Source organism: Saccharicrinis fermentans DSM 9555 = JCM 21142 (assembly GCF_000517085.1).
GTDB classification, from domain to species: Bacteria; Bacteroidota; Bacteroidia; order Bacteroidales; family Marinilabiliaceae; genus Saccharicrinis; species Saccharicrinis fermentans.
Genome location: NZ_KI912107.1, coordinates 499,147 through 514,635, shown reverse-complemented (window position 1 = coordinate 514,635; position 15,489 = coordinate 499,147). Strand labels below are relative to the sequence as shown.

At 37.1% G+C, this 15,489-nt stretch carries 10 protein-coding genes; 3 read left to right on the top strand and 7 right to left on the bottom strand.

Features of this window, described 5'->3' with window-relative positions; genetic code table 11:
* Positions 1 to 1,232 precede the first annotated feature (1,232 nt).
* On the bottom strand, positions 1,233 to 2,270 hold the full coding sequence (locus tag CYTFE_RS0102365) for a hypothetical protein (protein ID WP_027470492.1): 1,038 nt from the start codon (positions 2,268 to 2,270) through the stop codon (positions 1,233 to 1,235).
* 353 nt (positions 2,271 to 2,623) lie between these two features.
* On the opposite strand from CYTFE_RS0102365, the gene CYTFE_RS24640 reads away from it, so the two are divergent.
* Positions 2,624 to 4,249, top strand: coding sequence for a sensor histidine kinase (locus CYTFE_RS24640; RefSeq protein ID WP_052342941.1), 1,626 nt, complete (start codon positions 2,624 to 2,626; stop codon positions 4,247 to 4,249).
* 128 nt (positions 4,250 to 4,377) lie between these two features.
* Positions 4,378 to 5,073, top strand: a complete 696-nt coding sequence (locus CYTFE_RS0102355; RefSeq protein ID WP_027470491.1) for a response regulator transcription factor — start codon at positions 4,378 to 4,380, stop codon at positions 5,071 to 5,073.
* A gap of 45 nt (positions 5,074 to 5,118) precedes the next feature.
* On the opposite strand, the gene CYTFE_RS0102350 is transcribed toward CYTFE_RS0102355, so the two are convergent.
* The 3 genes from CYTFE_RS0102350 to CYTFE_RS0102340 all read right to left on the bottom strand — a co-directional run bounded on the left by CYTFE_RS0102350 (position 5,119) and on the right by CYTFE_RS0102340 (position 7,166).
* Positions 5,119 to 6,009, bottom strand: a complete 891-nt coding sequence (locus CYTFE_RS0102350; protein WP_154665610.1) for a hypothetical protein — start codon at positions 6,007 to 6,009, stop codon at positions 5,119 to 5,121.
* A 219-nt stretch (positions 6,010 to 6,228) separates the two neighbouring features.
* The gene (locus CYTFE_RS0102345; protein WP_027470489.1) at positions 6,229 to 6,423 is read right to left on the bottom strand and encodes a YwbE family protein; all 195 of its coding nucleotides are present in this window, start codon (positions 6,421 to 6,423) and stop codon (positions 6,229 to 6,231) included.
* Between the two features lie 17 nt (positions 6,424 to 6,440).
* Positions 6,441 to 7,166 (bottom strand): NUDIX hydrolase, encoded by a 726-nt coding sequence (locus CYTFE_RS0102340; protein ID WP_027470488.1) that lies wholly within the window; start codon positions 7,164 to 7,166, stop codon positions 6,441 to 6,443.
* A gap of 162 nt (positions 7,167 to 7,328) precedes the next feature.
* On the opposite strand from CYTFE_RS0102340, the gene CYTFE_RS0102335 reads away from it, so the two are divergent.
* Positions 7,329 to 8,816, top strand: a complete 1,488-nt coding sequence (locus CYTFE_RS0102335; RefSeq protein ID WP_027470487.1) for a mannitol dehydrogenase family protein — start codon at positions 7,329 to 7,331, stop codon at positions 8,814 to 8,816.
* Positions 8,817 to 8,890: 74 nt separating this feature from the next.
* On the opposite strand, the gene CYTFE_RS0102330 is transcribed toward CYTFE_RS0102335, so the two are convergent.
* From CYTFE_RS0102330 to htpG, 3 genes are all read right to left on the bottom strand, one after another.
* On the bottom strand, positions 8,891 to 9,727 hold the full coding sequence (locus CYTFE_RS0102330) for a hypothetical protein (protein ID WP_052342940.1): 837 nt from the start codon (positions 9,725 to 9,727) through the stop codon (positions 8,891 to 8,893).
* A gap of 704 nt (positions 9,728 to 10,431) precedes the next feature.
* Positions 10,432 to 11,547 (bottom strand): adenylate/guanylate cyclase domain-containing protein, encoded by a 1,116-nt coding sequence (locus CYTFE_RS0102325; protein WP_027470485.1) that lies wholly within the window; start codon positions 11,545 to 11,547, stop codon positions 10,432 to 10,434.
* Between the two features lie 423 nt (positions 11,548 to 11,970).
* A complete protein-coding gene (htpG, locus tag CYTFE_RS0102320) occupies positions 11,971 to 14,025 on the bottom strand; it encodes a molecular chaperone HtpG (RefSeq protein WP_027470484.1) in 2,055 nt (684 codons plus the stop codon).
* Between the last annotated feature and the right edge of the window lie 1,464 nt (positions 14,026 to 15,489).

Here is a 15,489-nt window from a genome sequence, read left to right as displayed (position 1 = left end):
ATTTGTTTCTTAATGGTCATATGGATTTTTATAATTGAGAACTTCTATGTTCTACTTGGATTTGTTTTCAAAATTGAAAATATTGGTTCTGTATAGAGAGGATAGATTGATTCTTTTAATACAGACCTTGCTCTTGCTGCTTATTGATATGTCCGTTTTACTCGGGGAGGTTTATTTTCAAAGGCCCTCATGATCAGGCTTCGCCGAATTACTCGGGAAGGTATATTTTCAAAGGCCCTCATGATCAGGCTTCGCCAAATTACTCGGGAAGGTTTATTTTTAAAGGTCCTCATGATCAGGCTTCGCCAAATTACTCGGGAAGGTATATTTTCAAAGGCCCTCATGATCAGGCTTCGCCGAATTACTCGGGAAGGTATATTTTTAAAAGCCCTCATGATCAGGCTTCGCCAAATTACTCGGGAAGGTATATTTTCAAAGGCCCTCATGATCAGGCTTCGCCGAATTACTCGGGAAGGTATATTTTCAAAAGCCCTCATGATAACTTCGTTATTGTCATTGCCATAAAAAGGACCCCAAAGGTCTAGAACAATAGATCACTATCAGCCCTACATCAACTTCCCTTTCCGTCCGGCGCACACTTCCTTTGCGCTAGGCCAACAGCACTACCACCTCAAGTGCGCCCAGAAACCCGGATGATGTATTAGAACTTCGTTATGAGCATTGAAATGGCAATAAAAGAAGGCTTTTCTGAGACGAGGCATAGCACCAGCTATGGTAAGTTGAGAAAAGTAACGAAGTGACTTCTTTTGAAGCCATTTAAAGGCGTAATAGATTTTCTAATGCATTTTCCGGGTTCATAGCTCTCTCGCCAACGCCGGCCAAGGCTATTGTTCTGGCCAACCCTGCGGTCTTTTACTGATAGTTGCGTACATAAACGGAAGATATTTATTAAATAAGAAACACTACTTTAACAACTCCCCAACTTCAACAACTCCACGACTTTACCAGCTCGCCAACCTTACAAGCTAACAACCTAACAAGTTAACAAGCTAACAACTTCAACTAATTCAACGACTTCAATAACTTAACAACTCGCCACCATCAAGCTTCTCGCCTACGCCGGCCCCGGGGTCATTGTTCTAGTCTGCCCTGCGGTCTTTTTACTGATTGTTGTGTATATTTATGGAAAACAAACCTCAAAAAAAGCCGGCTCAACATTTACATTGAACCGGCTCCTCCCTAACCTAAATCACAAATTAAACACTATCTATTCATTGATGAATCAACCTACCAAACATTCTTTTATCACGAATCACAACAAAATAATACGGACTAAAAGCCTCATTAATTTCAATATCTTTGTGATATGTACCTGTGAACTTCTTCAATTTTTCTTCAAATAAACGTTGCCCATCCTTAGCTAGCAAAAGCACATGCAAGTCATTTGTATCGTCAAATTGCATGGACATACCTATCGTTTTTATTTTTTTATTAAACTCCTCCTTAACATCAATCTTGATCTCAACATTTTTAGGCTCCAGAGCCGGTGCCGTAATCACCTTGGGCGAAATACCTCCCTTTACCAAAATATCCGCATGAGAAATAGATATTTTTTCAACATATCGATGTTTTTCATCTTTCGTCTTCAAGCGCATTTTATTCTCCTCAACAGCAATATGCTCTTCCGGATGTCGAATTCCAAACCGATGCATATGATCTTGTACACTCCTATTATTGTCCTTTTGATTGAGGAAGCGTTGAATCACCTTTGACTCTCCGTCCTCACCTTTTCCTTCAACAATAACTTCATTTTTTATAACGACTCGTCCATCCTCATACACAGAATCTCTTTGTATCCTAACATCGAAGCCTTCACGACTCAACGAATCCAGATAACTATCATCCCAATTCCAAGCATTCCTTCCTTGCTTACCACCATAGCTATCCAGCAAACGTTGAATCCTGTTCTCATCCATTCCCCAATGAAAAGATGAAAATAAAGAATCCAGAGGCCCATCAAAATCAAAATTAAACCTATTAAATAATGAATCATTACTGAATGCCATTACACGAATACTCTTATCCAGCTTTTCATCCAAGGTAGAAAGAATACTATCCAATTTTTCATGCATCTTTCCTACATCTTCCACATCAAATATGGTACTAAAATAATGACTAGTAGAAGTAGAATCAGTGTCATCTGTCTGAGCACTTATCTTTATTTCATTTTGTTGCGCAATCAGTGAAACAGAAACAAAGAAAACAGCACATAAGATAAACACCTTTGATTGATTACCTTTTGTTTTCATAACTGGGATTTTATGTAAAAATTAAACTAAAATTACCAAACCGCTAGCTGATTCTGGTTCTATCAGGATCATACAATACTGAAATCCTCTCCACCAAACATCATACCCTCCTCTTTCTTATCAGCCAAGGAGATACCTTAAAAAACATCACACATCAAGTTACTATCTTTTGCCTTGCTACACAATATTTTTTTTAACAGTTCAAAATTAATCAACTCACTCAACAACAAGGGTTAAGGTAGGGTTAAAATCAGTTAAGGAATAGTTAAAATAAAATCAACATCCTGAAAATACCATATATTTACATCGCAAAGCCAATAAAAATAACTATTTGCGCAGAAGACAAAAAGGAGATGAAGAAGAAATCGTTTACAGGATTAGTGGCATTAATGACCTTTTCATTATTGGGCATCATCTTGGTTCAGTTTTTATGGATGAACAATGCCATTAAAGTACGAAAAGAAAAATTTAACGCCACCATTTACGATGCAATGAATGCCACGGTTATACGTATGCAGCGCGAACAACAGGCTAACTATTTCTTTCGTCAATTCATTCCTCAACGCTATAGTAGCATACCTAAGATGGATACATCGCCACAAAGCAACACGCCTTATTTTCCACCATCCAATGGCAAGGCAGACAGACTTTCTCCTGAAGATATCATACAAAAGAAAAGCTCCACTAATCAAGCGCTCAACAGAGGTCATATTGAAACACACATAGAATTTCAACAAAACGGACAGCCCAAAGAGGTGATCATAGCACAAAATAATTTTGACGTAAACAGCGAAGAAGATATTTATCGCGCCCAGAAGACCTTGAAGCTATGGCAAGATTCTATTAAAAAAGTCATTAAAAAAAGTGCTGATCTAAGTGCCCTAAATTTTATCAACCAATTTAGTTTCGAAATCGAGAGACGTTCAACAAACCCTGCCGATGGAGTTGACGCAGAAACACTTACTCGAATATTAAATTATGAATTAAAAGCTCGAGGCATAGACCTCGCGTACGAATATGCGGTCATCAACAAAAATAATGGTGTACAAACCCGAATCTGCTCAAGCGAATACGACAGAGACAAGAGCAACTTTGGGTTTGTTGCAGACCTGTTTCCCGATGACCTGATACGAAGCTGGTCGCCACTGGCATTGGACATATACTTTCCCAATCAAAAATTATTCATCTATAAATCGTTACACATTTTACTGGGGTCTTCACTACTATTCACCCTATTTATTCTCATCACCTTTTATTTCACATTTAGGACCATCCTTAACCAGAAAAAACTTTCTGAAATAAAATCAGATTTCATCAATAACATGACCCATGAATTTAAAACACCCATTGCTACCATTAACTTGGCTACCGATAATATTGCAAACCCCATGATTATAGACAAACCAGCGCATATCTCTCCTTTTCTTAAAATAATTAAAGAGGAAAATAAACGCATGAACAACCAGGTAGAACGAGTACTGCAAATGTCTTTGATTGAGAAACAAGATTTTCAACTGGTACAAATCAAGGCCGACCTGCATATTTTAATCCAGGAAGCCGTTGAGAAAATAAAACTACTGGCAGAGCAAAAATCAGCCGTCATACAAACTGATTTACAGGCTGACCTCACAGTTTTTAACGTGGACGAGGTACATTTTACCAATGTGATTATGAACCTCTTAGAAAACGCATTAAAATACGCTAAAAAAACACCTGAAATAAAGGTAAGCACACAAAACACCAACAGCGGAATAGAGATTCGCATAAGCGACAATGGCATTGGCATGACAAAAGAACAACAGTCCAAGGCTTTTGAAAAGTTCTTCAGAGCAACCAAAGGCAACATACACAATGTTAAAGGATTTGGACTTGGACTAAGCTATGTAAAAGCCATTTTAGACCAACACAACGGTCATATTTTTGTAAAAAGCAAACTTGGTGAAGGCACTACATTTAGGTTAATTTTACCATACAGTTAAACCCATACTAAGAAAAGAAGGCATATTTTTTATACTTTCGTTTCCATCGAAGAAAGAGAGATCTATCATACCTAAATAAATAACAACACGCGCATTTTTATATGCGCAATAAATAAATACGACATAATATGAGTGACAAGAAAAAAGTTTTCATGGTTGAGGACGACCAGAATTTTGGAACGGTAATGAAATCGTATCTTGAAATCAATGGTTTTGAAGTTACCTGGGTAAAAGATGGCATAAATGCCCTAAAGACTTTTTTAACCGGTCACTTCGACATTTGCATATTGGATGTGATGCTACCCAATGTAGATGGGTTCACCATAGGCCGAGAAATAAAAGCCAAAGAAGAAGAAATTCCACTTATATTTTTAACAGCTAAAACACTCAAGGAAGATATACTAGAAGGCTTTGGAATAGGAGCTGACGACTATATCACCAAGCCTTTTGACTCAGAAATATTGATTGCTAAAATCAATGCTATCCTTAACCGCAGTTCCAGTAAAGAAAACGAAAATACCCCCAGTCTATTTCAATTGGGCCGTATAGAATTTAATTATGAGTTACGCACCCTTACCTCTCCCGATAAGGTTCACCAACTTTCGCCCAAGGAAGCAGAACTATTAAAAATGCTCTGTCTGGATATCAATAAAGTGATGCCTCGCGAAAAAGCTTTGAAAAGTATTTGGGGTGAAAACAGCTATTTTACAACCCGAAGCATGGATGTTTATATTACCAAACTAAGAAAATACCTGAGAGAGGAGCCCAAGATAGAGATTGTGAATATTCACGGCAGTGGATATTTATTGAAGCTTCCTGAATAATGAGCAAAATAAGGATACAAACATGAGGAAAGCAATGAAATAAAATCACTCTGTCAATATCAATTTCTTAACACAGCTTTTCATATCAGCAGCTATACCAGCCAGTCGAAATACTTTCCATTTACTCAAATCGCTTTTGAACAATGGGATCCTATACCTACCATCCAACATATAAGCTTTGTCTCCTTGTACCAGTATTTCAATGGGCATGGATGAAACACAATCCACACCCATCAAAGCGAGCATTTCTTCATCCGGATTATCCTTACCATAAAAAGCAAGTCCCAAGACACTTATCTCTTTATCTTCAAAAGCCAATTCATAAACCAACTCACAATTATCTCCTCCATGCAACAATTTATCTTTTATCGCAACCACTGCTTCTTCATAATCAAGGTATTCATCCAATACAACCACATCGTGGTATCTAGGCAAAAAGGGTAAAAAATGATAGGTACTTAGTTCGTCCTCCTCCATATCCGATCCATAATAAACCGGATGATCACCTATTGGACGCAAGGCTTCTTTTACCAACGAATCAGTAATAGCCGTCATTCTCATAACCTCATCTCTGTTGGTAGTGGATCCAAAATATGCATGTTTTAAATAATGTGGATTCAAAAATGTGACATCAGTCTTTCCTTCACTCCCTACCAATCCAATCTTTAAAGTAGTACCAAAAGCTCCTTTATCAGTCACACTGGTTGCCATGCTACTCAACTCATCACAAGTAAAAACGACCACACATAGATTTTCATTATTATTAGGATGATACAATCCCAACACCTCAAAGTCGCTCTCCATTAACAACTGTGTCACCTCAGCTGTTAATTGATGAACAGTCTTACTAGATTCCCCTAACAGGCAATAAGGTTTCACAGCCGAGACTGATAAAAACAACATGACCCAAATCGTTGACACAATTACCCGCTTCATTCCATATATAATTAAAAAATTCTTTAAAATCATTCAAGCCTGAACTATTCAAAAATTATCCAACAATAATTCACCAATAAATCAGGCTAGAAAGATAAAAAAGAAATTAATATTTAACAGTTATTAACAGATTAATTTTAAGGGGGTATTTTACATTATCCAATCAAATCTGCTTAAAACAAAGAGTCCCTCCTGGTCGGCACCCCAAAAACAATTATATTAAAGTACATTTTTCACACGTCCCACAATCCCGGATTCCAACATTACTTTTATACCATGCGGATGGTTGGGAGAATGAGTGAGTATTTTTTTAACAAAACCCTGGGTTAATTCTCCTGTTCGCTGATGATGCTTCTGAACCACCTTCACTTCGGCTCCTATTGCAATATTTTTTCGCAGTTTTCCTTCGTTCATATTTTCTAACTTAACAACTAAATATTAATAATATAGCCTTCTCCGCTGAGCTTGTCATAAACATCTTTACTAAACATATATAATTTAGCTGGCTTTTTCGAGACCCCCAGTCTTTTTTCCTCCAGAGGAACAATATAACTTTTACTAAGTGCTTTTTTACGGAAGTTTCTATTATCAATTTTGATATTTAAAACCAACTCAAATGCCACCTGCAGCTCATTTAAGGTAAATTTTTCACGTAGTAAATCAAAGATAACAGGCTCTACCATCACTTTTTGTTGAAGATCGGAGTACGCATCTTCAATTAACTGGCGATGATCAAAACCCAGCTTAGGCAATGACTTGATGGAAAACCACTTCAAGGTATTCTGCTTTAACTCAAACCTATCCATGGGTATCAGAAAATAATAGGCTACTGTCATGGTACGTGGGTTACCTCCCCTGCTACGAACCCACAACAAATCTTTATCGCTTTGGATGCGAGAAGGATTACCATAAGTACGAAACTGTATTTTATAAACATCATTAAAGCCACTTATTTCACTAAAAATTCTATCTGCTGCCTCGTCTAGTGTTTCGCTCTTAAAGATATGATGACCTGTTACCACCCAATCGTCAACAACGGGATAATTGTCATTAAACATATCAAGGGTTCGCTTGCTTAATAAAATATTTAAAGAATCGGAACCCAAACCAAAAATAACACAATCAACCGAAACGTTGTCAATTTTTCTGAAATCCATATTTCAAACGTTAAAAATACGTTTTGTTTCTACTTAGTACATTGCAAATGTAGCATTCTACCATTAATATTCCCAACATATATTATTATTCATTTATTTCTTTTATTTTTACCTTGTGCGTAGCAGATACGTTTAATTTCAGTTATCATTCATTTCACTTTTATGCAAAAGTCATTTTACCTCAACCAAGAGAACTTAAGTCTACTGCCCGCCAATGTCATTAGGCCAACATACAACCGCAACGACATTACTACCACCATCGTTCATATCGGCGTGAGCAACTTTCACCGCTCACACCAAGCCTATTACACCAATGAACTAATGAATAAATATGGCTTTACCGATTGCGGCATATGCGGGATAGATCTCTTGGATTCAGACAGGAAAATATATAGCATACTAAAAGATCAGGATGGCCTCTACACACTCATCACCAAGCAACCCAACGGCGTAAACAGGATTAAGATTATAGGTTCCATTGTTGAATACTTTTTTGCACCAGAAAACCCGGTAGCCGTCATCGAAAAAATGGCCCACCCCAACATACAAGTCATCACCTTAACCATCGCAGAAGATGGATATCACCTCAATGAAATAACTGGAGAATTTGATATGAATCAAGCGCTCATTGCCGAAGATCTCAAAAACCCACTCTCTCCCAACACGGTCTTTGGCTACCTCACCCAAGCCTTAAAACTCAGACAACATAGAGACATAGGAGGGTGTACCATCATATCCTGCGACAACATCCCATCCAATGGAACAACCATAAAGAATTCCCTTTTTAAATATCTAGAGAAGGCCGAACCTGAATTACTAGACTGGGTAGACCAACACATCACCTTCCCTAATACCATGGTAGATCGCATTACTCCAGTAACCAGAATAGAAGACCTAAGCTATTTAAAAAACGACCTACAGACCGAAGACCAATGGCCGGTGGTATGCGAACCTTTTTCGCAATGGATCATAGAAGACAACTTCGCCACACAAAGACCCCAATGGGACAAGGTGGGCGTCCAATTCACCCAAGACATAAGTCCCTACGAGAATATGAAATTACGGCTACTCAATGCCGGTCACAGCATCTTAGGAATCGTAGGCACCCTATTGGGTTATCATACAGTAGACGAAGCTGCTTGCGACAATGACTTAATGACATTTGTAGAACATTTTATGCAAGAAGAAGTTAGCCCCACACTAGACAAAACAAAAAAAACCGACATTAATAACTACAAACAAAATATTATTGCACGTTTTCAAAACTCCCATATCAAGGATAGCCTTACCCGGATTTGCAAAGAAAGCTCTGCGAAAATCCCGCTATTTATTTTACCTACCATACAAGATCAACTAAAAAGCAACAAGCATATTCGTTTGGGAGCATTTATCATTGCTGCCTGGTGCAAATACAACGACGGAATGGATGAAAATGGAAATAACTACGAAATAAGCGATGAGCTTAGCGACATACTCATTCGTACAGCCGCTTTATCTCACCAATCACCCATTCGTTTTTTGGAAATAGAACCCGTATTTAAAGATTTAATCAACGAAAAGATATTCGTAGACGAATACCTAAAAGCCATTGAGGCATTGCGAAAACAAACAGTAAAAAAATGTCTAAGAAATATCAATTCGTCTCATTAACAAAACACAAATCCCAAGCACCTAACAAACGAGGTCATGCGCAACAATTACAAACACGCAAAAAGTTCCTACACCTAAAATAAAACAACATCGATCTGCAAAACACCCTTGCCACTTTCTGGATTCCATATACCACTGAAATTAACAGGTATCTCTTTATTGAATAACTCCACATGCTTATTTAAAGTCAGTCCTACATTAACAAAATTAGCATTTTCGGAGTAATAAGTTTTATCAGTTGAAAAGGAAAAAGCCCCACCAGCAAAAACACTAAGTTGGTAACCATCCTTATCATACACTCTGTATTTTGCCTCCAAATAATTAGAGTAAGAATTTATTTTCTCACCACCCTCTTTCACTTCGTAATCCTGATCCTGTCCCCCCAATATGGTAGCCCAAAACAATTTCAAAGGAAGGTCTTCCGAAATAGTATACCCCAAAGCTATATCCACAAAATTAGGCGAAACATCCTTGTCGTAACTAAACATATCTATTTCAGACTCATCCTGATTGGAATAATTATTATGACTTACAACTTCAACATAAAAGTTATCAGAAAAACGATACACCCCATAGTAAGAAAATTCCTTATAACTACCATCAAAACTTGCTCCACCCCACAATCCAAGCGTTAATTTACCATTTCTGTTATTATATTCCAATGCGGTTGATGTCATTACTCCAGGAGTAACCACAAAACCACGCCACATATGCATATTTCGTAAACTTAAATGTCCGTTCACAAGACGGTATTGATCTTGCTCTTGCTGCGCAACCAAAGAACTACTACAAGCAACAACTACCCACAAGACCATCGCTCTAAGATACCACGCCCTTTTAAGCATTGAGTTCAAAAAAAGTCTTTTCGATTCAAAACTCCCTTTCTCATTCTTCCAATTAGCTATTTTCATATGTTTATAATTTGTTTCTTAATGGTCATATGGAACTCGCCATGATAATCATTCACCTGTGTGAGAGATCACTCTCATGGCTCGTTTCATAAGATTAAAAATTAACGAAACTTCATTAACCAGTACAAATGTCAATCATCCACCTGGGCGCCCTATTTTTTTTTGCACTAGCCATGCCAGTTTCATATGATTATATTTATTTTTAACAGTCATCTGGGACTCGACTAAATTAAACGTATTCCTTGTATATAAAACAATTCCCTTATTTTATGCATAAACTAAAGATTCAATAAGATTGATTCAATCTTTAAACGTTCTTTTTACGTTTATTAGATCAAATATACCATATTATTTATGATACCTGCAAATATTTTAACATTTATTTTTAAATAGATGTTAAACACAAGTGATCAACATGGCCTCAAAGCCACTTAAAGGTATAATGAATTTTCCAATGTATTTTCCGGGTTCAACGCTTCTCTCCAACGCCAGTATCGGCATTTGTTACGATCAACCCTGCTATCTATTAACTGGTAGTGTGGTGTTAAAATAGAAATTACTTTTTTTATCGGATGTCAGTTTTATGCAATTGCAATCTTGTATATTTACTAAATAGTGGCTGTAAGAAAACGATTACTGAAGCTTGAGTACTCCAGACATTACAAAAACACACCATACCTTGATCGTGAACTTCGACAATATCCCTAAACCGTCTTTTTCTTTCGCCTTCTTTTGGTTTTCTTAAGTTGAACAGAGTACACTGGTAGCGGTCGCCTTTTTCCTTTAAGATGCAAGGAATCCAACTGCTTAAAAATAAAACTATCTTTTTCATCAAAGGCCTCATATAAGACACCTGAGATCAGCAGATTTTTCTTCAGCTCATTACACTGCGATTCGATTCGCGCAGCCGTATTAATCGTATCTCCATTATACGAAATATCGCGACGAATACTACCTACCTGCAACACCATGACCTTTCCAATATGCAAGCCAGCCTTAAACTCTGGCACAAAGCCATAGCGCCATCGATAATAACGAGAACGCCGCTCAATAACTCTTAAAAAGGCAAAAAAAGATCTGATACAATTATTATTTCGCAAGCCTTTATTTTCATCCCAGGTAACAACAGCACCATCGCCCAAATAATTATAAATTTCACCATGATAATTATAAAGCACAGACATATCATTAAAGACATCTTGCACCAAGCGACTAAATTTCTCATGCCCCAACAGCTCTGCCTTAGCAGTAGATGCTTTCATATCAATAAACATGAATATTTTTTTTTCTTCCCTCGGTTTATCTAAACGACCAAAAAACCAATTTAAAAAGTTCCCCACCCCTATCTTCCGGTACATCTCCTTAAAAGTACTATTGGCTATACAAGCGAAATAAAAATATACCAAAAAACGGATATGCCTTAACTCAAAATCAGGCATGTGCTCAATAAAGACGGAATAATCCAATACAGTCCGCAAATCCAATTTCTTATTTTCTGCCAGATACAACAAACCAAAAGCTAAAGCTAAATACAACAAGGAACGTAAAAAGCCCAACGTACGCACTGGCGAAAATCTCATGATACGATCAGAAAAGAACATATCTAAAAAGGAAAAAAGAGCAGTAATAATGACACTGGCAAACACCACATTGGCATACAACGACTCCTTTGTCAACAATCCAAAGTAATTGATAAAAACCGACTGATCATCAGTTAAGAACAGGAAGAAAAAAAGTGCTAGATTCCAATATATGAGATGATATCTAAAAGACTTAAAGATTTGAGAAAACCATATTTTTAATTTTTCCTTTAGAAACATCTCAACCTAGTATAACATATAAAAGAATTAACACAAGAAACCGATCTCACATGTGTACCTCTTTTTATCGAATTTTGTTACACTCCAAGGCTCCTAGTTATTAACAAAAGACTAAGAAATATCTCTATTCCGAAAAGATGACATATAAAACAAACAACAACAAGAAATCACAACAAGCTCACAATCACCACTTACAAAAAAGAGCCACACAAATCACATCAAAAACAGCGACTCTAAAATCGATCAAAATTTTATAATCTAAATGTAGTTTTAGTTTATCAGATTTTGTGACGCCCCCAAAGGGAGCTTACTCATTTATTAAGAAAGGTTAAATATCATCTCAGAACCGCACTTCCATATACAAAACAAAAAAGCCGTTCGAATCAAATCCAAACGGCTTCAAATAAAAAATATAATGAAGTTCTAAATTAAATCTATACTTCTCTTAACAAACTTAGTCAAAGCCTCTCCCTTCAACATATTATTAGAAAGAAGTGCCAGGTCGATAAGTTGCGACACCAATTTATTATCAGCACTAAAGCCACTTAATATTTCAGTCTTTTTAAGATTCAAATCACTGATCTTTTTATCCACATCAGCCAACTCATCTTTTTCAGCTTGTGGTATCTCTTCGTCTTTTTTGCCTTCTTTGGCTTTTTCCAGCTCCTGACGTTTTCCATTCAAGCTCTCAATCTTACTACGCAAGGAAGCCACCTGCTCACCCACTTTTTCATTTTTATCAGCCAAGATACGTTCTACCAGAGGATGGTTTTCATTCACCACCAACTGATAACTATCAGGCATTTCTCCATAGAAATTCATTCCGCCCCCCTGCATAGCACTCATCTCTTTCATTCGACGCATAAATTCCTGCTGAGTAATAACTGCAGGATTAGCACCAGCACCCATTGCTTCAAAAGCCACTATAAAATTCATCTTATCACCATTGGGTACTTGCGAAGAAAACACAGTCGTCAAATCATCTTTATCTCCTGCGGAAAGAGCAGACTCCAAAGTATTTTCTTTAGGTATCAATTTCTCAACCACATCACCATCAACACGCACAAAACGACTCTTTTCGAGCTTTTGCTCCATATGATTGATAAAATGTGTATCCAACTGACCATCCATCAACAACACATCATATCCTTTATCTTTAGCTCCCGCTATAAAGCTATGCTGCTCCTCTGCATTGGTAGTATAAAGATACACCAACTGATCATCTTTATCTGTTTGATTCTCCTTAATGATATCTTTATACTCTTCGAAAGTAAAGTATTTACCATCTGTATTTTTTAACAAAGTAAACTTCTGTGCTTTATCATAGAATTTCTCCTCTGTTAACATACCATATTCAATAAACAGCTTCAAAGAATCCCACTTCTCTTCAAATCCTTTTCTGTCTGCTTTAAATATTTCTGCCAAACGGTCAGCTACTTTTTTGGTAATATGATTGGAAATCTTCTTCACATTACCATCCGCTTGAAGATAAGAACGAGATACGTTCAAGGGAATATCTGGAGAATCAATAACCCCATGTAATAAAGTCAGGAATTCAGGAACAATATTCTCTACCGAATCGGTAATAAACACCTGATTACTATAAAGCTGTATTTTATTTTTCTGAACCTCTACATTATTTTTAATTTTCGGAAAGTAAAGAATACCCGTTAAATTAAAAGGATAATCTACATTTAAGTGAATATTAAAAATAGGATCCTCAGTCATTGGATATAAATCCTTATAGAACTTATTATAATCCTCCTCTTTCAACTCACTTGGCTTCCTTGTCCATAGAGGGTTGGTGTCATTCACCACATTGTCCTCATCCAATTCAACCTCTTTACCGTCTTTCCACTCTGTTTTTTTACCAAAAGCTACTTCAACAGGCAAAAAGCGACAGTACTTATTCAATAAACGTGTTATTTCAGCTTTTTCTAAAAACTGTTTATTTTCGTCATCAATATGTAAAACGATATCGGTACCGCGATCTTCCTTTGTTATTTCTTCTAGTGTATACTCAGGACTACCATCACAAGACCATTTTACCGCCTGAGCTCCCTCTTTGTGCGACTGGGTAATAATTTCAACTTTTTTAGCCACCATAAAGGACGAATAGAATCCTAATCCAAAGTGACCAATAATAGCGTTTGCATCATCTTTATACTTATCTAAAAACTCCTCAGCTCCGGAAAAAGCAATTTGATTAATATACTTCTCAATCTCTTCTGCCGTCATACCAATACCACGGTCAGAGATCGTTAAAGTTTTCTTCTTTTCATCCACACGAATAGAAACCTTCATCTCTCCCAACTCACCTTTAAACTCACCTATACTAGATAAGGTCTTAAGTTTTTGTGAAGCATCTACAGCATTTGACACCAACTCACGTAAAAAAATCTCGTGATCCGAATACAGGAATTTTTTAATGATAGGGAAAATATTTTCGGTAGTAACCCCAATATTACCTTTTGACATATAATTTAAAATTTTTATGATGAAACATATTTACGGGTGCAACCAATCAAACCCTATGCCAACAGAACGAAGATGACATATAGGCAGAAAATGTGACATGGGCATGTCAATAGTTCTACGATAGTATTCAAATGAATATTATACAACTCTAACAACTCGCTATCCTAAAGCCTCTCGCCAACGCCGGCCCCGGGCTATTGTCCTGGCCAACCCTGCGGTCTTTTTACTAATTGTTGGGTGTTTAAATGGGAATTATTCATTTATTGAGAGTTATTGAATATGGTTATGGATAAATTGTAATCTGTTGGTTTTTAACCGAATAATGTCTATAAATGGGGAGTTGCAGTTTACAAAGCGAGAGTAATACCTCTACTAATATGACATATATCTTGCTCCTTAAATTTCTATATATGTCCTTTTTACTCGGGAAGGTATATTTTAAAAGGCCCTCATGATAACTTCGTTATTATCATTGCCATAAAAAGGACCAAAAAGGTCTAGAACAATAGATCGCTATCAGCCCGCATCGACCAACCCAAATGATGTATTAGAACTTCGTGATAGATTTTCTAATGCATTTTCCGGGTTCATAGCCCTCTCGCCAACGCCGGCCCCGGGCTATTGCTCTGGACAACCCTGCGGTCTTTTACTGATTGTTGGCTGTTTAAATGGGGATTATTCATTTATTGAGAGTTATTGAATATGGTTATGGATAAATTGTAATCTATTGGTTTTTAACCGAATAATATCTACAAATGGGAAGTTGTAGTTTACAAAGCGAGAGTAATACCTCTACTTATATGACATATATCTTGCTCCTTAAATTTCTATATATGTCCTTTTTACTCGGGAAGGTATATTTTAAAAGGCCCTCATGATAACTTCGTTATTATCATTGCCATAAAAAGGACCAAAAAGGTCTAGAACAATAGATCGCTATCAGCCCTACATCAACTTCCCTTTCCGTCCGGCACACTACCACCTCAAGTGCGCCCAGGGAAGCCTCTCGCCAGCGCCGGCCCCGGGGCTATTGTTCTGGCCAACCCTGCGGTCTTTTACTGATTGTTGGGTTTATAAGTGAGAATTATCGTTTGTTGAGAAATGTTGAATCTGGTTAGGAATGAGTTGTAACTACTTTTGTTTTACTTGAAGTCTTTTCAATATTGAACTGTCTCCATATGTCCTTTTTACTCGGGAAGGTATATTTTAAAAGGCCCTCATGAATAAGCTACGCTAATTTATTCGGAAAGGCTTGTTTAAAAAGGCCCTCATGATAACTTCGTTATTATCATTGCCATAAAAAGGACCAGAAAAGTCTAGAACAGTAGATCACTACCGCGCCTGCATCAACTTCCCTTTCCGTCCGACACACTACCACCTCAAGTGCGCCCAGAAACCCGGAGATGTATTAGAACTTCGTGATAGATTTTCTAATGCATTTTCCGGGTTCATAGCCCTCTCGCC

Excerpts from the sequence above, each read along its gene's own strand:
- CYTFE_RS0102365 (WP_027470492.1), bottom strand. The coding sequence starts at position 2,270 with ATGAAAACAAAAGGTAATCAATCAAAGGTGTTTATCTTATGTGCTGTT.
- CYTFE_RS24640 (WP_052342941.1), top strand. The coding sequence starts at position 2,624 with ATGAAGAAGAAATCGTTTACAGGATTAGTGGCATTAATGACCTTTTCA.
- CYTFE_RS0102355 (WP_027470491.1), top strand. The coding sequence starts at position 4,378 with ATGAGTGACAAGAAAAAAGTTTTCATGGTTGAGGACGACCAGAATTTT.
- CYTFE_RS0102350 (WP_154665610.1), bottom strand. The coding sequence starts at position 6,009 with ATGAAGCGGGTAATTGTGTCAACGATTTGGGTCATGTTGTTTTTATCA.
- CYTFE_RS0102345 (WP_027470489.1), bottom strand. The coding sequence starts at position 6,423 with ATGAACGAAGGAAAACTGCGAAAAAATATTGCAATAGGAGCCGAAGTG.
- CYTFE_RS0102340 (WP_027470488.1), bottom strand. The coding sequence starts at position 7,166 with ATGGATTTCAGAAAAATTGACAACGTTTCGGTTGATTGTGTTATTTTT.
- CYTFE_RS0102335 (WP_027470487.1), top strand. The coding sequence starts at position 7,329 with ATGCAAAAGTCATTTTACCTCAACCAAGAGAACTTAAGTCTACTGCCC.
- CYTFE_RS0102330 (WP_052342940.1), bottom strand. The coding sequence starts at position 9,727 with ATGAAAATAGCTAATTGGAAGAATGAGAAAGGGAGTTTTGAATCGAAA.
- CYTFE_RS0102325 (WP_027470485.1), bottom strand. The coding sequence starts at position 11,547 with ATGTTTCTAAAGGAAAAATTAAAAATATGGTTTTCTCAAATCTTTAAG.
- htpG (WP_027470484.1), bottom strand. The coding sequence starts at position 14,025 with ATGTCAAAAGGTAATATTGGGGTTACTACCGAAAATATTTTCCCTATC.